Raw genomic sequence first — 19,817 nt, 5'->3', positions numbered from 1 at the left:
CAAACAACGGGCGACACTCCACATACCATTAACTATTCGTAATAGCCCAAACTTATCAGCTTCTTACTCACTCTTAAAGCAAAAAACCGCTAGCAAAAAGCGAGTGCCACTTTCGCAGCACTCGCTTTTTAAGGTTTATAAGTGATGTTTCTAGACAATCTTGTAAGCAATCTTGTAAGCAATGTCCATCTCGAACCAACGGCTTTTACAATTCAAGTTATTGGTCTTGCCAGATCAGCACTTGGGCGGGTTCGCCATTGCTACGGGTAGCGCGGTACATGCCTTCAGTGTTAAATGGCGTGGCGATATTACCACGCTGATCGACGGCAATCACGCCGCCCGAACCACCTGCGGTGATAAGGCGTTGATTGATCACTTCATCGGCGGCTTGAATAATGGATTTTTGCTGGTATTTCACTTTGGCACAAATATCCCCCGCCACTTGGTAACGAATAAAGAATTCACCATGTCCGGTTGCCGATACAGCGCACACCCCGTTTTCAGCATAGGTGCCGGCACCAATCACAGGGGAGTCTCCAATGCGGCCGAAGCGTTTTGCCGTCATGCCGCCGGTTGAGGTACCAGCAGCTAAGTTGCCATTTTTGTCTAAGGCGACGGCGCCTACGGTACCAAATTTGTAATCGAGATCTTTCATCTCAATATTGGCGACTTGCTCTGATTTAGCCGCAGCTTGCAGCTTTTGCCGAGCATCGAGTAATTGCTGATAACGCTCGTCAGTATCAAAATGACTGTTTGGCACTAAGCTAAAGCCTTGAGTCAGGGCAAATTCTTCTGCACCTGCGCCCGAGAGCATCACATGCTCAGACTTATTCATCACGGCTAAAGCGAGATCAATGGGATTGGCGATATGGCGCACTCCAGCAATTGCGCCAGCATTCATGGTTTTGCCATCCATAATGGACGCATCTAACTCATGCCCGCCGTCATAGGTGTACACCGCGCCTATGCCAGCATTGAACAGTGGGCTATTTTCGAGAATATTAATGGCTGTTTGCACCGCGACTAAACTGTCACCGCCCTCTTCTAACACTTTTGAGCCTTTATCAACGGCTTCCTTTAACTTATCTTTGTAGGCTTGGCGTTGTTCAGGGGTGAGATTAGCCTTAGAAATCGTGCCAGCGCCGCCGTGGATCGCAATCGCGAACGGTTTGTCATTGGCAAAGGTGTTGTGTGACATAAAAAGTAAACCCGAGATAATTAAACTAAAGGTGGCTAATTTTGTTTTCATTCTTTACATCCCCTTAAAAAGTAGCGTCCTTTGTACCCATTTCATCGTGTAATTTCAATCATCTCCTTGCCTGTTGGTTTTATTCTGGCGACAATGATGCCACATCACAGGGACTATAAAGTGCAGCCATTTTTGCAAATCACCTCACATTACTTTCGTTTTTGCTTATTTCTGAGTCTGATTTCAGTCACATCCGTCGCTGCGGCGGCAGATGAATTTATTAAATTATCTGTCACAGGCGTGAATGAAGCTCTGCAACGTAACATAGTTGCGCACTTAGGCACCTTACCCGAATCCGAGGTGCAGCGCCGTGCCTTTCTGTTTAATGTCGATGACAATGTCAGCACAGCCTTAGAATCCATGGGTTACTATCATGGCGAAGTGGAAGAAAAACTGACGGAACATGACAAGGGACCGTGGGAACTAAAACTGGTGATCACTGCCGGCGAGCCAACCATAGTGCAGTGGGTCGATATTAACTTCAGTGGCGAAATGCTCGATGATCGCGCCTTCGATCAATGGCTGGCAAAGGTCAACCTTAAGCCTGGCGATGTGCTAAACCACGGTGTGTATAGCGACGTAAAATCGCAACTGATCGCCTTAGCTCTGGCCCGAGGCTACTTCGATGGCGAATTTACGGAATCACAGATTAAAGTTAACCGCGACATCAATACCGCGCAGGTAAGTTTGCATTTTGACTCAGGCAAACGTTATAAATTTGGCCAAGTCAGCTTCGAAGGCCATACTTTAGAACCTGAAATTTTAGAAAAACTTATCCCCTTTAAAGAAGGCGCTTCCTACTCGACTCGCCGTGTGGGCGCGTTGAATCGCCAGTTATTAGACACAGGCTATTTCGCCAATATTAAAGTGATCCCGCAAATCGACGGTGTCGAAGAGAGTCATATTCCTGTGCTGGTGGAATTAACCCCTAAGGCAAGCCACGCCATTGAGCTCGGTTTTGGTGGTGATATTGGCAAGACGGATCAAGCTTTCGATCCAAGAGTGCGCGTGACTTGGCGGACGCCACAAATCAATAAATACGGTCACTCACAGGAAACCAGCCTCGAATGGTCTCCAGATAGACCAAAGTTATTAACCACTTATACTATCCCCTTGACACATCCCTTAGATGATCAATTAAAAATTCGCGTCGGTTTACTACGGGACAAATACGGTGTGACCCAAGTGTATGACGCCGAGAATCGCGATTTTAGTAACACAGGTCAGCTTGAGTCGACTAAATATCTTCTTGGGCTATTACGCCAACAAAGACTCGAAAACCAATGGCTAATGAGTTATTCGCTTGAGGCTATTCGCGAAGAATATACCCAGTCTGATGTCGATTATATGCCGTCGTTTTATTTGGCTGGGATTAACTTTTCGCGAACAACGCGTGGGGATAATTCACTCGATCCTAAGTCCGGTTTTAGGCAGATTTACAGCCTAGATTATGCCGATCCCTATTTGGGCTCAGAAACCCGTTTGGCGCGCCTACAGGCAAAATTTAAATGGATTGATACCTTCTTCGACAACCACAGAATTGTCGCGCGTATCGATTTAGCCGCCAACTTAGCCAACGAAAATGATCTGGCCTCTATTCCGCCTTCGCTGCGCTATTTTGCCGGTGGCGATCAGAGTGTGCGGGGTTATGGTTATCAAGAATTGGGCCCCTATTTAGATTATGTCGCCGATGATGGCAAGACCAATCGCGAGGTCATAGGTGGCCGCTATTTAATGGTCGGCAGTTTAGAATATCAATATTACGTGACCCCCACTTGGCGGGTCGGTACCTTTATCGATGCGGGTAACGCCTTCGATAATAATCAATTTGAACCTGTTGTCTCAGTCGGTGGCGGTATCCATTGGATCTCCCCCATTGGCCCAATCAAACTGGATTTAGGGGTTGGATTGAAAGAAACCGATACCATTGAAAGATCATGGCGAATTCACCTGACCATGGGGACAGATCTATGAGCCAGCCCCCAGAACATAATAAGCCACCCGAACAAGACGCCGTAGACAGTCCCATCACGGAAGTCACTGAAGCCATTGCGAGTTCTGTCACACAATCGGTGTCATTCATTCAAAAACTGTGGCGACAGTTCAAACTCTGGACTCGGATTATCATCTATGTGCCATTAGGGCTTTTAGTGTTAATCGCCCTATTACTCGGCACTGAGTTTGGCTCGCGCATCACAGTGGGCTTAGCCGATCAGTTTGTGCCCGATCTTGATCTCACTTACACCTCAGGCTCCATTAATAAAGACTTAGCCCTGTCCCATGCGGCTTGGTCTATGGCTGGCATCAAGGTGCAACTTGAGGATCTGCATTTACTGTGGCAACCCGCCTGTTTACTACAAAAACGTTTATGTGTGAATGGCTTATCTGCGGCCAAAGTCGATGTGACTATTGATACTTTAGCCCTGTCTGCCGACACAAACGAAACCCCGATAGTGCCGCTCGATGAAGAGCCCAGCGAGCTGCAATTACCCTTTGATATTGAGTTAGATTCCGCGGAACTCAACGCTGTGAATATCCAAGTGGATGAGATGCAATTTACGGCCAATCGCCTTAACGCAGAGGCAAAGTGGTTTGCCGAAGGCTTGTCGGTTAAACAGCTTTCCAGTGAAGGATTGTTCGTGCTGATCCCCACATCAACCGATGCCGCACAAACGAACCAAGCAGCGACAACGACGGCTTCTAACGCCGACATAGCCGCGAGTACGACACCCAACGCAGCGGCCAGCACAGCCAGCACAGCCAGCACAACAGCCAATGTAACGCCTGAACCATCGGCCAACTCGCCGGCAAAAGACAAGCCAGCAAAAGACAGTAGTGCTGAATGGGCTCTAGCGCACTTACCACAAGTGTTTATGCCTTTTCCTGTGACGGTTAATGCCCTCACGCTTGATAACACCACGCTGCAAATCGGCGATCGTAAAGATGTCTTTAGCCATGCCGAGCTGCAAGGTCGTTTCCGCGAATATCAATTGACCTTAGATCATCTCGCCATCAGCCATACAGATGGCAGCGCGGATATCACAGGCAGTTTAACGCTCGATAACGATTATCCACTCGATTTAGAAGCCAACCTCATCCTTAACCAATTAGCCGAATTACCTGAGCTGAGTCACCAAGCACTAGATGTAAAGCTGAGCCAAAGCTTAGGGCAATTGCAGGTGAACGCTGTCGCCAAGGGCGATGCAGACTTCACGCTAGATGGGCAGATAACACTTCGCGATCCTAACCTGCCCTACAAGGTGAAACTTGAACAGACACGGCTGCAGTGGCCGCTAAAAAGCCCTGAGTACTTGGTCAGCGATGTGGCACTGGAAAGCCAAGGCGATCTCAATCGTCAAGAGGCGAGCCTTAAAGGCCAGCTGACGACGCCGTTCCACAAAGTACTCGCCATAGACACTAGCCTTCAGCATCAAGATGCGAAGTTAACCATTAATAATCTTGATGCAACGGGCGCGATTGGTCAGGTCAAGCTCACGGGCGAACTCGATTATCAAAAGGCCATTCGCTGGAACGCCAATCTCTGGCTAAATGACGTAAAACTGCAGGAAGTACAACTGCCACAAACGGATACGGCACAAGCTGCAACCGGTCTACCGGACAGTTTGATTTCAGGAAAATTACGCACTCAAGGCTCATTTGCTGATCCTCGCTGGCAAGTCTCCCTGAACGACACTGAGCTCACGGGCACCCTGCAAGGTTATCCCTTCGATATCACAGGGAATATCAGTGTGAATGATTCCCTGTATGTCAGTTCTAAGGGGCTGAACGCCAAAGTACTGGGCTCGACTCTGGCACTCAAAGGCGAAGCCAACGCCAACTGGGATCTACAGGGTGAGCTGCAAGTGCCCGACTTCGGTCTGTGGTTGCCTAAGGCCAGCGGCCAATTGCAGGCGCAAATTAATGTCACAGGGGATGAGAAGCACCCTCAAGTTGAACTCACTGCCCAACTCGCTGAACTGTTTTATCAAAACATTAAACTGCGGGAATCCAACTTAAAGGCCTATTACAAGCCGCTAGACCAACATGAATTTGCTATCTCGCTGAAATCAAAAGCCTTACAGATTGCGGATCAGAATATAGATACAGTGACACTCGGGGCGAAAGGCACTATTGACGCTCAAAAGCTGACCCTGAATGCCACGGGCGATCTTGGCCTCGATACCACAGTGAGTAGCCAATACGATGAGAAAAAGTCGCGACTACGGCTCGATGTCGAACGTCTAAATCTCAACACCCCCGTTGGCCTATGGCAGCTCGATAACGCCATTAATCTCGCTTGGGATCAAAACAAGAATCAGGGCAGCATCACGCCGTTTTGCCTCATGAACCCGAACAGCCGCATCTGCCTAAACAGCGAGACGACAATCGGCAAAAAAGGCAGCGCGCAGGTGAGCTACTCAGGAAATCCGGGGCAATTACTCGTGCCGATATTGCCAACGAATATGCGCTGGGATGGTCCTGCCTCATTGTTAGCTAATTTTGCTTGGGCTGCGGGTCGTAAACCCACTGCCGATGTGAACTTTGATTTTGCCCCTGGCAGTATCATGCTCAAGCGGGATAAGAATCGTGAAGTCACCATTAATTACCAACATCTGTCATTGCTGGCGACCTTAGATGCTAAACGGCTTGCAACAGTATTAAATTTTGAATCTGAAGGTGTGGCCAGTTGGCAGAGTGAGATCAACGTCAATGTCACCCCAGACCGCACGCTCTCAGGTTTTGCCAATATCAAGCAAATCAACTTACAACCACTGGGAGAATTTTTCCCGCAACTCAATACAGTACAAGGCTTGCTGACCAGTCAGCTTAACTTTGCGGGCAGTCTAGAGGCGCCAGAAGTATCGGGAAGCATGGCCTTAACGGAGGGCTCCTTAGCCCTGACGGCAAACCCGACGCTAATCGACAAAATTGATATGTCAATGTCGTTCGCGGGTCAACAAGCCGAGCTCAAGGGTCGCTGGATGATGGGCAATGGCTTGGGTCGAGTGACTGGCCAGCTGCAATGGCCACAAGGTCAATTTAGCGGTGAATTAGCCCTTGAAGGTGACAAACTCGCCGTGATCCAACCGCCACTGGCTATCCTTGATGTTTCACCCGACATCAATTTAACCTTCAACAGTAAACAATTAACGGTGAAGGGCAAAATAGCCGTTCCTTCTGGCAACATTAAAATTGTGCCATTAGCGGAAGGTGGTATCGCCACATCTGATGACGTGGTATTTGATGACTCCATTGCCGCCACGCAACCTAAAACCAGCCCCTATGCAATCGTGGCCGATCTGAATATCAGTGTGGGCAACGAACTCAGGATTGATGGCATGGGCCTCACAGGTAGGCTCCAAGGAACCTTAAAACTGCAACAGCAAGCGTTCCGTCCGCCTTTGCTCTTCGGTAATATTAGAGTTAATCAGGGTAGTTACCGGTTTATGGGTCAAACCCTGAGGATCCGTACTGGTGAAGTGCAGTTTGTGGGGCCGACTTCAGTGCCTAACCTGAATATTGAGGCAATACGCGAGATTAAGAGTGAAGACTTAGTCGCGGGTGTGCGCGTCACAGGCACTCCCGCTCGCCCTGTGGTGACCCTGTTCTCTAATCCTGCCAAAGAGCAGGCCGAGATCTTGTCTTACATTATCAAAGGCAGTGGTTTTAACAGTGCCAACAATGAGCAAAATAACTCATTGATGATGGGCGCAGCCTTAGGTTTAAGCTCGCAGGTGGGCGGCGGCGCAATTAACAACATAGGGAATACCGCGACCGGATTGATTGAAGAGTTTGGTTTCTCTAACGTACAACTCGACACCAACGATGAGGGCCGTGTGGCGATCAGTGGCTTTATCGGCGAGAACTTGATGGTGAAATACGGGGTGGGCGTGTTTAACCCTGGCTATGAGATGACAGTCAGATATTACCTGCTCTCGCAGCTTTATCTTGAAACAGTCTCAGGTACCTTAGGCCAATCCCTTGATATCTATTACAACTTCAATATCAAGTAGCAAGGTCAGACTCAAATTCAGGTGGAATGTCGATACACTCTGCCTGTATATGATAAGTATTAGGCCGCAATAAAATGAGTCACGCCGATCCATCAGATGAAAATCAGTCGCGTGAAAATCAGCCACAAAAAAAGCGCCCTTAGGCGCTTTTTTGCTTCAGCTACGACAATTAAGCGTAAACGAAGTCAACATGTTCAATAAGTGGTTTGAACACGTGGCGTTGCATAGCTTGTGCACGTACACCCACTTCTTTGCCATCAACAACGATAGTCAAAGTTGAAGTGTAGAAATCAGCGTTAGCTTGAATGTTGATGATATCTTTGTGATCAAAAACAATAGAAACTGGCTCTTTGCCTTGGCCATAAATAACAGCAGGTACTTTACCAGCATGGCGTAGGCGGCGGCTCGAACCTTTCCCTATTTCAGTGCGGGTTTGTGCTTGGATAGTGTAAGACATGTGTTTCTCACTTAAATTTAGAGTAAAAAGTTGCCGGCATTTTCGACCAATGACGGCTCATATAAAGCGCGCGAATACTAACATAGATACCCAAGGCGCACAAGAATCCCGCAACCCATCAATTTGTCCGCCGCTGCGTTAGTAAAACAGGTAGCAATTTATCAAATTGAAGAACTTGTATCTAGGCTGTTACAGCTGGGGAAAGGCTTTGATCTCAAACAAAAAACACGAGATCTAGATCACACTGGGAAATTGAGAAGCCTGATAAGCTCGGGCAAATTTCGATAACTGCTGTGTCAAAAAATGCGTCATGCGCTATACCAGTTACAACAAGAAAACAGACTTTCATGCCAACTGGCCCGTGAACTAGTCTCGCTTATCGAAACCGTTCCTTACCAGCAAAATACCCTCGAATTAAAATTTTTAGAATTGCTTGCCTGCACCCAACAGAAAAACCGCAGCTTGATTTTACTCATGCAGGTCATTGAGTCGGTCGACATTGAGTTACAAAGGCAAAGACAGTATCAATTCTCACAACATTTGAGTTTATTGATCTGTGATTGGCAACAGCATAGGGAAATGAACAAACTCAACCAGCAATTCATTCCGCTGCTGAGGCATTACCTGACAGAATCTCAAGCCCTAGAGCAAGGATTCTATCAACGAGTTCAGCAACAAATTATTCACGCTACCAGTGTCGTACCGGCCCACAATCGACATGCACAAAGCCAGAGTTAGGATAATAGCCCACTCCACCCAGTTTTAGTGATAAAGCCGCTTCTCTGAGGGTTTTAAGCTTAACGCTTGGGATCGCGATATCCATAGCCATGCCGCGCATGTGGTAACTCTTTTTTGCGACACCGCCACTGTGGCTCGCAAGCATGGCATTGGTTTTAGGTGAACGGTAACCAGAAATCACATGGATTTCATCGTCGACATTCAAAGTCGTTTTAAGGGAATAGAGCAAATCGAATAAACGTTTATCCATGGGCGCCGCCACATTCTGGCGATGGTCCCGCAGTAAATGATTAAAATCGTTTAATACCTTGCTTTGATAATGACCATCAACCCAGTAACTACCGTCATCGCGCTCACCGGTATGGCGATTAAACAAACTTAACTCGCGGATCCCTTTGGTTGAACGACTGGCTGCTGCTTTTGATGGAATAAGAGAACATAATGCCACACCACTCAGGCCTAACAATAACTGCCTACGGGCAGGACATATCAAAGTCACATGATCACCTTTTGTATGCTTTTTGGTCACTAATCAAGCAAATTATACTGAATAAGCCCTAAGATCAAGTTTTGCCAACCCCATTCTGCCCACGATTTTAAAATGCCCTGTGAGTTCAATTTGTTATCTTACTCAGCTTTATGGTGCCAAAATCTTAATTGAGATCTAAAACCGTGGCGGGTACGGCATTCGTCAACTCAGCTTCTAAATGGTAAATGTCGCTACGGTATTGCTCTTGCCCACTGTCATCCAGCCATGCAGTCCAATACACCAGATGCACTGGCAGCTTTTGAGAAAGTGAAAACCACTGGGGCTCCGTTACATCTGGGGCTAATTTGTCCCATAAACGCTTATATTTAACTAAATGTTCTTTAAACCACTGGGCTAATTCAGTGACTTTTTCAATCCGAATACAGCCTGATGATAGTGCCCTATCGTCCTTATTAAAGAGACTTGGCTCAGAAGTGCCATGTAAATAGACACTGAAACTGTTATCAAAGTGGAACTTATATTTGCCTAATGCATTCTTCGCCCCTGGGCGTTGCACTAGCTGGTAGGGAAACGAAGTGCTGGCTAAGTCCTGCCATTCTTCTGGCATGTGTTGCACTAGTTGGCCGTTATAGTCGTACACATCAAATTGGCGTTCATTAAGATAATGACCATTTCGCCGAATCTGCGGCAGGATATCTCGGCGTAGAATGCTGCTCGGCACTCGCCAACTGGGATTGAGGACCACGCTGGAAATCTGGCTATCCAGCAGCGGGGTTTGCCGAGAAGATTTGCCCACAATCACTTTGGAATTGAGCACTGTGGTGCCATTATCGACTAAGATCATCTCAAAGGCGGGCACGTTAATCAGCAAGTAGCTTAGCTCCAACTTACGTTCAAACACTCGTTGCCGAATCGTATTTTTAGCCAGTAAGACTGCCCTCACCTTTGGCGATTGATTCAGCCAATACAAGGTCTGCTTACCAATCACCCCGTCTTGTTTTAACCCATGCCTGTGTTGGAAACGCTTAACACCGACCACCAATTCTTCGCTATAGACAAGGTTCGTCGTTGGCTCAATGGCTAAGTCACCCAAAAGCCACAAACGTTTAGCTATAGTATCAACGAATGGATGACTCATTCCGACCGTTAACTTTTCATCCAGCACTAAGGTTTCCCAAGGTTCAGTGGCATCCAATTGCACTAAATGGGCGACTTGTTTTAGCACCCTTTGATAGTGGAGATCCGTTGGAATAACGGTTGATACTGTGTCTACAGGTGCGCCGTTATTACACTGCGCAAAGGTCTTGATATAACGCCAGTAGCGCGTCACATCAGCTTGAACCCGCGCCACATCGGCCGCCGATAAGGTATTTGGTGATAATGTTAATTCGCGATAATGCAGACCAAAAATAGGATTAACGCCCGCAAGATCCAGCAGCAACACCTGCGGCACTAATGCCGTAAGTGGCAAGGCTGCATCGGGCTCATCGGCTTTACTCTCAGTGCTTGGTTGCACACTGTTTAGCTGCAGCATGTCTTGCTGTGCACCAATGCTGGGATTCGATGAAATGGCTTGAGTATCATCGGTAGCCATTGCCACTGACGTGATAGGAAAACAGACAATAACACTCAGCACTAACAGTCCTAAACTGCGCCTCATGGGCATTGGCTTAATTTGCGATGCGCGTACAAAGCGGGGGAAATACTGGATGATCTTGTGCAATACCATAAATACTCCTTTCGTTATTTAAGGTCACTTGAAAGCCAGCGATCATGTCAGTCAATAATACTGTCATACGACTATTTCATGGGGATCAGTTAATTACTAGGGGCAAACTGCAGATTATGAAAAGAAAAATACCACTGAGGTCGTCAGTGGCATTTTCTAATAATTACAACCAAACTCATTTGCGAGCAAATGCTGCGCTAATGTTGGTTCGCTGTGCGTTAGATATTCGTTAACAAAAAGACACCAGATCTTCTTCAACAAACTGCTCTGGTAATTTCTGCAGGCTACGTAACATCAAAGGATTCGCTAACACCATCGCCATTTCTTGGCGATTCAGTACTGCTAATGCACTCTGTTGGCAGCGAGCTTCATGCACTTTCACATGCACTATGGCTTCCATCGCTTCAATCGGAGTCCCCGCAGCACGCAATGGCTGTTTATCCACCATAGCCAAATGCAGCTCCATCAACGCAGGATCTTTAAGTACCTGTGCCAATGTCCAAGGCTCAGCGATGTGTTTTTGGTAAGCGGCACGGGCTTCATGTGCTTGCAAGCAAATCTTTGCAGGATTACGCTCTTCAGGTGTCGCAAGAATACCCGCACGCTTGAACACTTCGCCGATTTTAACAGAACCCGTCCATGCTGAAATAGGCACGGCAATCCACAGACCAATCAAGGCTGGACTCATCCAAGCTAACAAGGTCAGAGAATCCAAAATAGCTGCATAACCTAACATAACACCCGCCAGCATATGCCAACGGTGACGATAGATTAACGTCATCCACGGCATACTGCCGTCATCACGACGTTGCGGCGACCAACCACTGTCGCGGCCCATTAGAATTGACATCACGGCACCGCAATGAATGAACATCATGATAGGTGCGATAAGTGCTGAGAGTATGACCTCAAAGATCACACTGAATATCGCTTTAAGCCGGCCGCCAACACTGCGAGCAAACTCGCCGTCTTTAAGCAGCAACAAGACACCAAATACTTTAGGGCCGAACAAGACGCCCATAGTAATGTAGAACAATCTCAATGCCCTATCCGAGTCCATGATGGGCCAAGTGGGGAACAGTGAAAATTGATCGGTGAAATATTCAGGTCGAATAAAGTGTGCCTGCAGGGCTAACATCAAACCGGTCAAAATCAACATCAACCAGAAAGGTGATGATAAGTAGGCCATGATACCCGTCAGTAAATGCAAACGGCTCACCCAGTGCAGACCTTTGGTCGGCAAAATACGTGAATGCTGCAAGTTACCTTGGCACCAGCGACGATCACGTACCGCTAAGTCGATAATTGATGGAGGACATTCTTCGTATGAACCGGGTAAGTCATAGGCAATGACCACACTCCAGCCCGCACGGCGAATCAAGGCCGCTTCAACAAAGTCATGACTCATGATATGACCACCAAAAGGCGGCTTACCCTTAAGGTTGGGTAATCCGGCCGCGGTCATAAAGGCTTCGGTACGGATAATGGCGTTATGGCCCCAGAAGTTACCTTCTTTTTGTACCCACCAGCCTAAACCGGTACCAATTACGGGGCCATAAATACGCGCCGCAAATTGCTGTAAACGCGCCATTAAAGTGGTGCCGTTGATCAGCGACGGAATTGTTTGGATCAAGCCCGCATCAGGGTCGGCCTGCATACGCTGGGCCAAACCTGTGATGGTTGATGACTCCATTAAGCTGTCGGCATCAAGCACTAACAAGTGATCATAGCGCGAACCCCAACGGCGGCAGAAATCTGCCACGTTACCCGCTTTACGGGCGACGTTTTTACGACGACGACGGTAATACACCCGCGAGTGTTTATGGGTTTCTTGACGTAACACCAAAAACGCCTGCTCTTCGAGCAAGGCGATATCGGGATCTGTGGTATCACTTAAGATAAACCAATCAAAAGCATGACCATGACCCGTTTGCGACAAGGTTTCTGCCATCACAGAGACCGCCGAGAATACCCTGTCTGGGGATTCGTTATAGGTCGGCATTAAGATCGCAGTGCGCGTATGCAGCTCAGTTACTTGCAGATCTTTTGCCCGTGGTTTGCGCAGCAAAATTAAAAAACCCGCAATACCACTACAGAACGCTAAGGCGATCCAACAAAAGTTAACCGCAAATAACGCCAACACGAGATATTCCAGTGGCGTAATTCCGCCAATACTAAATACCGCGCCCATTTCATAAATAGCGAATAAAGACAGTAATAAAGCACCGCCAACCACTAAGAAGCGGCGCGAAGCACGCGAACGTACTCCATTCGCCACTGTGCTACGGCGAGGGAATCCCTCTGGCATCTTACTTAAATTTTGGGGTTCCATAGCGCCAGGCCGTTCATTTGGCATAGCACTACCACCCACGAGGACTTCCGTCTCGAGTACCGAGTTTTCGGATACAGTCATATCATGTTGCTCCGTCATGAACCTTACAGCGTCCAGCGATAGAGCCAGGTTTCAACCTGACGAGGAGTTGGGAACTTGAGTTCAGCGCGCAGTTCGATAAGTTCTTTATCTTCTGGCTCTAATTCAAAAGCTAAGCGATAGCCATTTTTGGCTGCATTACGGGCAATCACCACATTGGTAACCACACCACCAGACGCTTCTACTTTAGCAACTGGCATTTCATCTGTCATCGGACCTTCAATTTGATAGTCGACCACAAACAAACGTCTTGGTGTTGCTTTAGCAATATCGGCACGGCCACTGGCAGAGCGAGACACATGCACGGCACCGACTTTAGCCGCGGGTTCTTCACCCCAGCTCATGCGATAGGCAAAGTGGAATTCACTGCCCGCAGGAATAGGCTGACGAGGTTTCCAGTAGCTAACGATGTTGTCATGAATTTCAGACTCAGTCGGAATCTCAGTCAACACCACAGAACCTTGGCCCCAGTTACCCACAGGCTCAATCCACAGGCTTGGACGACGTTCATAATGTGCTTCTAAATCTTGGTAAGACGCATAATCACGCTCTCGTTGGATCAAACCAAAACCCTGTGGTGAGTTGTCAGAAAACGCACTGACCTGTAATTGACGTGGGTTAGCCAATGGACGCCATAAATGCTCACCACGACCGTTTAACATCAATAAACCGTCAGAATCATGCACTTCAGGTCTAAAGTCATCGGTATCATGACGACCATTGAGTGAATGCAGGAACATGCTTGTGCTTGGGGCTAAACCCACTTTGCTCAGCTCAACTCGCGGAAACAGCGTCGCTTCGACGTCAATCAAAGTGTTATCACCAGGACGGACAGAGAAAGTATAAGCACCCGCCACACTTGGGCTATCTAGCAAGGCATGCACGACAATCAAGTTGCTGTCATTGTATGGACGTTCAACCCAGAAAGCGCGAAATATTGGGAATTCTTCCCCTTCGGCATCGGCGGTTTTTAACGCTAAACCACGTGAAGATAAACCATAGGCGTTACCTTTACCTAAAGCGCGGAAATAACTCGCACCTTGGAACACCATAAGTTCGTCAAACACACCGTTAGTATTCAGTTGGTTATGAATGCGAAAACCTGAGTAGCCAATATCGTCATTGGGTAACGCTTGGGTAATCACTTCACCCGCGGTGAAATACTTAGGCTCGTAGGCCAAATGCGTTGCATTTTGTCCTTCCACAATCGCAATCTCAATCAGATCTTGGAAATAGAAGCCACGGTGGAACATTTGCATTTGAAAAGGCACGCCCTGATCACGCCAAATAGACGCAGTCGGGTTAAAACGAATATCACGGTATTCATCGTATGACAATTTAGCCAGACCGGCCGGTAACGGGTCTTTAAGGGCCACATACGGTTTCGCTGCCAAACGTTTTGCAATCTTCACCACAGTATCGCTATCGAAAGCGCCTGTTTTAGTGAATCTCACTTGATTTTTTGTAGCGGGCTGAGAAATCACTTTCGGCGGAGTTACCACAGGAACTGTCTCGGCGGGTTTTGTCTCTTCAGCGTACGCGACACCAGACAGGGCGACAACAGCGCCTAGCGTCAGTGAACAAATGAGTGACGAATAAGGTTTGGACGATGGGCAACGCAACAAGCTAACCATAGATAGGTAACCTAAAAAATAAACTAAGAAATCAATGTTTTTTATGTATACAGTGAATTTTTTTCATCCTCGCTTAGGGGCGAAAAAAAACAGTTGCTTACATATCGCGAAAGATATCAGAAGGAGAAAAAAACTCATAAATAAAGATGCAGTTAACCCCTTCTACACAATACTATTTGAGAATAAGTTTATACCTAAAAGGAATATAAAAATAACATTATCATGCATATTTCTGCTTTCACAGTTACAAAAGCAGGTTAAGTGATCCAAATGCTACATTTTTGAAAGTAAAATGAGACTTTTTAAAGTCTCAACTTAGTGTGGATGATCTTAGATGAAAAAACGCAATTAGCGAACCAATCTGTTGGTAAACCTAAGAATTATTTCTAAGATAGCAGACAAACTCACAATTACACTCACCCAAATGTATCAAAACCACTGAGGTGATGTCACTTAAACTGCGGATCTATTTTAAGATGTTAACTTCTGAACTATTGCGGCAAAAAAAGAGTCACAGATAATCCGCCCTGCTCCCTTGGCGCTATCACTAAACGGCCTTGGTGCAATTCAATGATGTGATGGCAGATAGATAAACCTAAACCCGCACCTATGCCTTCATTTTCATTCACACGATAAAAACGCTCTGTGGCATTAGCAATCTGCTCCTCTGTCATGCCTTGGCCGCGATCCGCGATACAGATACTAATCTCATCACCCAGTGAATGGGCCGACACTGAGATTTCTGATTCCTGCGGGCTGTATTTGCAGGCATTCTCGATAATATTTTTTAGCACCAGCAGCAGATAGAACCGATCGCAAGTCACGGTCAGCTGGGGCTCGATATCGATATTCCATTCATAATCGGTGATTTGTGGCATCAATTGATTAAGCGCATCTTCAACCATAGGCAAGATAGCGTGGGATGACACATTGAGCTCATTTATCGAATCCACCCTCGCTAACACCAGTAACTGTTCAACGGTATGACTCATGTGCACCACGCCAGCATCAATCGCGGCTAGATGAAATTTCTGCTGTGGATCATCGTCAATCAGGCTCTCTAAACCGTGTTGATGTAATTTAATCACAGATAATGGTGTTTTAAGTTCATGGGCGGCATCGGCGCTAAAACGGCGTTCACGGGCAATGAATCTAGCTATGCTATTGATATATAAGTTTAATGCACGGCGAACGGGTACGAGCTCTTTCGGTAGTGACATAGTCAGCGGCGTGAGATCGTTCGGCGCCCGCCCAATCAACTCCCTTTCGAAGGTTTTTAATGGCCGGAACAATAGATAAAACAATAGGCTAACGATAAGTAGTGTCAAAGGCACCACAATCAATGGCACGATAACCGCGTTGTGCATGATTTGCGATACGAGCTCTTGGCGCACTTCATCCTGCTGAGCGGTGACAATCCAAACATGATTTTTAACCGAGAAAAAACTGAACACATGCCAGAGTTCACCTTCAAACACTTTCTTGTGATAACCCTGTACGAATCGAGTGATAGGTTGATGGCCAATATTGTCCGACAGCACTAAGGCTTCGCCCGCCTCACTCCAAATTTGAAACGCCAATTTATGTTCATAAGCGAGTTTCAGGGCATCGGCTATTTCGGCAAAGGAACTGATCTGGCTATCGGGAACGTGGAGCACTTGCGGTCTCGCGGTACTCTGGGGCGTCGCACCTGGCTCAGTGTGATAAAACAGCTCCAGCATTTTCGCGGTTTGCAGCATTTGCGCATCGAAGAGTTCTTCAATTTGATGCTTAGAATCCCGAGTACTCAACCAGCTAGAGACAGCAACGGACACTGAAATACCTGACAAAATCAATAATGTCAGTACCAAACGCAGTGAATACACATCCAGCCCCTTTAATCGAATCACTTCAGTTTCCTAACGTTTACCCTCAGCGAATGACTGAGGTATCAATACCCACAAACGTGAGTATTGTCACTTAATTCAGTGAATTAATTTATTTCAATCAAGGTATAGCCGATTCCACGCACGGTTTTAATCAGCTCATTGGCGAGCTTTTTACGCAAATGATGGATGTGCACTTCAATCGAATTGCTGCCGACTTCATCCCAACCATAGGTTAACTGTTCCAGTTGGCTGCGCGTCAATACACGACCCGCTGATTGTGCGAGTTCAAGCAATAACTGGAATTCACGCCGCGAAAGCAGCACATTTTGATCGCGAAAAGTCACTTCGCGGGTATTTAAATCTATACACAGCGCACCAATAATCAAACTGTTGTGATCGAGCCCATACTGGCGTCTGACGATGGCACGAATGCGGGCGGCGAGCTCTCGTACATCAAAGGGTTTACCGAGATAATCATCGGCGCCCATGTCTAAGCATTCGAGCTTAGTGTCAAAATCCGTATTGGCGGTCAGGACGATGGTAGGAATTGACACCCCCTGCTGACGCCATGCCTTGAGTAAATCTTTACCGTTACCGTCGGGTAAACCCAGATCGAGCACTATGGCACTGAAGCTTTCATTTTTAACACCCTGTAATGCTTGCTGATAACTATTAAGGTGATCAACCTGCATGCCCAGCTTTGCCAAACTTAAGCAAATCCCTTGGGCTAATAACTCATTGTCTTCAACCAACATAATACGCATTCAATGTCCTTAACAGAGCCTTTTAAAAGAACCCTTAACGGAAAATACTAAACTTAACATCTTGTTGCTGTAAAAATGCTTCCGCATCTTGGCCCTGTAGCATGGCCATAGTCGCCAACATTCCCGCGGTCACACAATTTGGCCCTAACACAGTCACGGAGCGCGGCACCTGGACGACTGGATAGCCAGTACGCGGATCGACAATATGGCCGTAACGCATTCCATCGACTTCAAAAAAGCGCCGTGTATCGCCGCTGGTCGCTAATGCGCCCTGACTGATCGCCAGTACACTGGCGGCGCGATCGAGATGGCGAGGATCTTCAATGCCCACCTGCCATGGGTTCACTTTGGGCACAGGACAGGCGATATCGCCACCAAAATTCACTAGCACAGGAATATCTGGATAACATTCAGCCAACTCATAGGCGACTCTATCGACCGCATATTCCTTAGCAACGCCGCCAAAATCCAATTTCATTCCCGATGGCATCTCAATATGGCGCGAATCAAACTCGATACGCTCAAACCCCACTAAGGCTTTAGCGGCAAGTATGCGGGCATGTTCGGGCAATTGGGCTTTGGGATCAAAGCGCCACAGTTCCATTAACGGCCCTGCAGAGATATCAAATAATCCATCACTAAGCTGAAAACATTGTTTGGCAAAAGCCAATAACTGCCAGGTTTCTTCATCAATAAGCTGCTTATGACCATAGGCATGGTTTAATTGCCACAGACAATTCTGCGCAATAAAGCGACTGTACTTATGTTCAATACGCAGCGCCTCAGTGACGGCCATATCCAACATATCGTCGGCAATATCGAGTTGATCACATGCGATGAGTATTTCACAGGGACTCGCCATGGCCCTAAATTCGCCCACATAACCCCAATCACGGCGTTGCAGCGAATAAAGTGCGGTTTTTAGGGATGATGTCGACATCATAAATCACCTCTTTACATGGCACCCCACTGGGATTCAGCTTAAATAAGCTCAGGGGTAAATTGAGTATGGGTAGCTAAGCTACCCATACAGTTCAACGCCTTGCTATCTGAGTCAGTAGCATTATTTCGTATTAAAAAGAATAACTAAACTGTGCTGTTATTGCCTTCTGCGTCGGGAACAGATCAAAGTTTTGCAGCTCTCCGGGGATCGTAGTGCCGTTATTTTTCGGATCCTGTTGGTAATACTCTAAACGATACGACATCTCATGACCGCCCGATAATCGATGACCAAATTTAATCCCTATCGTATAAGCCGACATATCACCGATACGATAATCGGCACTGGCAAACTCGGGCAGTGGCGTATCTGCTATCAAGAAAGGTTGATAGAAGTTAGCCGCCGTTTGTTGGTAATAACGTAGATGCAATTGACCGTAAAAATTGCCCGTAAAGTAATAACGGTAATGGGTTTCTAAGGTGTGCGATGTGAGATCCCAATCATCGGTATTATAACGATAGGAAAAATCCACCACGCCCGCATCCAACGCGCCTTTAGTCATCACATAGAAGCTATGCTTCAAGCGAGCATCGGGGCGGCTTTCATACAAGAGATCCTGAGTGATGCCATTGTTATCCACCACACTGAGCACTTTGTAGGGATCAGTTAAATAACCATTCACACTCGATAAGCCGTAATTGGCCTGCAACAACCAGCGCTGACTGAGCACTTGGGTGATGCCTAACATCACATCGACCGTTTGCTTGTTATCACTGCCACTTTGACGAGTCGCATCAAATGCGGTGCGGTAGGCTTCTTCACTGGCGAAGTTATCGCGAACCGCCATGGAGGATAAATCCACCGGACGTCCACCGACAGGATCGACCACATCGAAGCTGTAAGCTGTGCCTAAAAATAACGTAGTGTTGTCTTTGTTAAAACCGCGCTCAATACTGGCATTGAGCCCCATTGACATATAATCGAATTCTTTTGAACCATAGACACCAGCGTTGACTTTCCAGTCTGAATTAAGCGCTTGGGCCCAGTTAACGCTGCCTTGAACGCGGGTATCGTGGAACGTGTCATCAAGGGGTGTATCGCCCGCTGCCACACTGTATTGGCCATTGCCCGAAGGACGAGTAAAGGTTTGGCTGGTACTTTGGGCCACAGCGCCCGAAGCCGAGGCACCGGTTAAGCTGTCGACCACCAGTTTGAGATCCAGCATGCTATCATCGCCAAAGGCTTTTTGTGCTGTACCTATGGCTTCAACGGCCTGCACTCTATCCTGCTCACCGTAATACATTAACGCAGCATCGACCTTCCAGTCGTCAGCTTTTTTAGATAATTCAGTCGCGTGGCCACTTGTGGCAAACAATCCACAACTGGCTAAGGCTAACGCACCCGCAATCTGTTTCGATTGTCTTGCATTTATTTGATTCTTTTTTTGGGTCATAGCTGACAACACCTGTAGGTCACTTTCATCTATTCAATACCGCGGGATTT

Annotated in this window: 13 protein-coding genes; 3 read left to right on the top strand and 10 right to left on the bottom strand. The window is 47.1% G+C overall.

Translation table 11 applies throughout. The features are described from left to right. Positions 1-217 precede the first annotated feature (217 nt). Positions 218-1,249 carry an isoaspartyl peptidase/L-asparaginase family protein gene (locus tag FW758_RS09595; RefSeq protein ID WP_432289683.1) on the bottom strand — a complete coding sequence of 344 codons (1,032 nt, stop codon included), beginning with the start codon at positions 1,247-1,249 and terminating at the stop codon, positions 218-220. 120 nt (positions 1,250-1,369) lie between these two features. Here FW758_RS09595 and FW758_RS09590 point away from each other — a divergent pair, with 120 nt between their 5' ends. Together FW758_RS09590 and tamB are read left to right on the top strand one after the other, a co-directional pair. Next, positions 1,370-3,223: an autotransporter assembly complex protein TamA gene (locus FW758_RS09590; protein WP_347096428.1), complete on the top strand. Its 1,854-nt coding sequence runs from the start codon at positions 1,370-1,372 to the stop codon at positions 3,221-3,223. Next, on the top strand, positions 3,220-7,263 hold the full coding sequence (gene tamB / locus FW758_RS09585; protein ID WP_446445258.1) for an autotransporter assembly complex protein TamB: 4,044 nt from the start codon (positions 3,220-3,222) through the stop codon (positions 7,261-7,263). The genes FW758_RS09590 and tamB overlap by 4 nt, the downstream gene beginning before the upstream one ends. A 169-nt stretch (positions 7,264-7,432) precedes the next feature. Here the strand turns inward: tamB and rplY are convergent, their stop codons facing one another. Continuing rightward, complete coding sequence (gene rplY, locus FW758_RS09580; protein ID WP_006081398.1) at positions 7,433-7,720, bottom strand: 50S ribosomal protein L25; 288 nt, start codon at positions 7,718-7,720, stop codon at positions 7,433-7,435. Between the two features lie 303 nt (positions 7,721-8,023). Between rplY and FW758_RS09575 the strand changes: the two genes are divergently transcribed. Then, on the top strand, positions 8,024-8,458 hold the full coding sequence (locus FW758_RS09575; RefSeq protein WP_006081396.1) for a hypothetical protein: 435 nt from the start codon (positions 8,024-8,026) through the stop codon (positions 8,456-8,458). On the opposite strand, the gene FW758_RS09570 is transcribed toward FW758_RS09575, so the two are convergent. From FW758_RS09570 to FW758_RS09535, 8 genes are all read right to left on the bottom strand, one after another. Then, the gene (locus FW758_RS09570) at positions 8,409-8,957 is read right to left on the bottom strand and encodes a DUF882 domain-containing protein (RefSeq protein WP_006081395.1); all 549 of its coding nucleotides are present in this window, start codon (positions 8,955-8,957) and stop codon (positions 8,409-8,411) included. The two genes, FW758_RS09575 and FW758_RS09570, sit on opposite strands and share 50 nt — an antisense overlap. A 154-nt stretch (positions 8,958-9,111) precedes the next feature. Then, complete coding sequence (locus FW758_RS09565) at positions 9,112-10,677, bottom strand: L,D-transpeptidase family protein (RefSeq protein ID WP_446445257.1); 1,566 nt, start codon at positions 10,675-10,677, stop codon at positions 9,112-9,114. Positions 10,678-10,906: 229 nt separating this feature from the next. Beyond that, complete coding sequence (mdoH, locus tag FW758_RS09560; RefSeq protein WP_446445256.1) at positions 10,907-13,090, bottom strand: glucans biosynthesis glucosyltransferase MdoH; 2,184 nt, start codon at positions 13,088-13,090, stop codon at positions 10,907-10,909. 23 nt (positions 13,091-13,113) lie between these two features. Continuing rightward, positions 13,114-14,742 (bottom strand): glucan biosynthesis protein G, encoded by a 1,629-nt coding sequence (locus FW758_RS09555; RefSeq protein ID WP_006081391.1) that lies wholly within the window; start codon positions 14,740-14,742, stop codon positions 13,114-13,116. Between the two features lie 491 nt (positions 14,743-15,233). Next, positions 15,234-16,631, bottom strand: coding sequence for an ATP-binding protein (locus FW758_RS09550; protein WP_446445255.1), 1,398 nt, complete (start codon positions 16,629-16,631; stop codon positions 15,234-15,236). An 83-nt stretch (positions 16,632-16,714) separates the two neighbouring features. Next, positions 16,715-17,374, bottom strand: coding sequence for a response regulator transcription factor (locus FW758_RS09545; protein WP_006086413.1), 660 nt, complete (start codon positions 17,372-17,374; stop codon positions 16,715-16,717). 34 nt (positions 17,375-17,408) lie between these two features. Further along, entirely contained in the window at positions 17,409-18,317 is a 909-nt protein-coding gene (locus FW758_RS09540; protein ID WP_446445254.1) for an FAD:protein FMN transferase, read from the bottom strand. A gap of 130 nt (positions 18,318-18,447) precedes the next feature. Further along, positions 18,448-19,767 carry a DUF3570 domain-containing protein gene (locus FW758_RS09535; RefSeq protein ID WP_446445253.1) on the bottom strand — a complete coding sequence of 440 codons (1,320 nt, stop codon included), beginning with the start codon at positions 19,765-19,767 and terminating at the stop codon, positions 18,448-18,450. Between the last annotated feature and the right edge of the window lie 50 nt (positions 19,768-19,817).

The organism is Shewanella sp. 1180_01, assembly GCF_052850535.1.
Note: the sequence above shows the minus strand (reverse complement) of the source record. Positions and strands in the feature narration are given on the sequence as shown.

What these genes read in the sequence shown, in the direction of transcription:
- FW758_RS09595 (WP_432289683.1), bottom strand. Translation starts at nt 1,249, where the DNA reads ATGAAAACAAAATTAGCCACCTTTAGTTTAATTATCTCGGGTTTACTT.
- tamB (WP_446445258.1), top strand. Translation starts at nt 3,220, where the DNA reads ATGAGCCAGCCCCCAGAACATAATAAGCCACCCGAACAAGACGCCGTA.
- rplY (WP_006081398.1), bottom strand. Translation starts at nt 7,720, where the DNA reads ATGTCTTACACTATCCAAGCACAAACCCGCACTGAAATAGGGAAAGGT.
- FW758_RS09575 (WP_006081396.1), top strand. Translation starts at nt 8,024, where the DNA reads ATGCGTCATGCGCTATACCAGTTACAACAAGAAAACAGACTTTCATGC.
- FW758_RS09565 (WP_446445257.1), bottom strand. Translation starts at nt 10,677, where the DNA reads ATGGTATTGCACAAGATCATCCAGTATTTCCCCCGCTTTGTACGCGCA.
- mdoH (WP_446445256.1), bottom strand. Translation starts at nt 13,090, where the DNA reads ATGACTGTATCCGAAAACTCGGTACTCGAGACGGAAGTCCTCGTGGGT.
- FW758_RS09555 (WP_006081391.1), bottom strand. Translation starts at nt 14,742, where the DNA reads ATGGTTAGCTTGTTGCGTTGCCCATCGTCCAAACCTTATTCGTCACTC.
- FW758_RS09545 (WP_006086413.1), bottom strand. Translation starts at nt 17,374, where the DNA reads ATGCGTATTATGTTGGTTGAAGACAATGAGTTATTAGCCCAAGGGATT.
- FW758_RS09540 (WP_446445254.1), bottom strand. Translation starts at nt 18,317, where the DNA reads ATGATGTCGACATCATCCCTAAAAACCGCACTTTATTCGCTGCAACGC.
- FW758_RS09535 (WP_446445253.1), bottom strand. Translation starts at nt 19,767, where the DNA reads ATGACCCAAAAAAAGAATCAAATAAATGCAAGACAATCGAAACAGATT.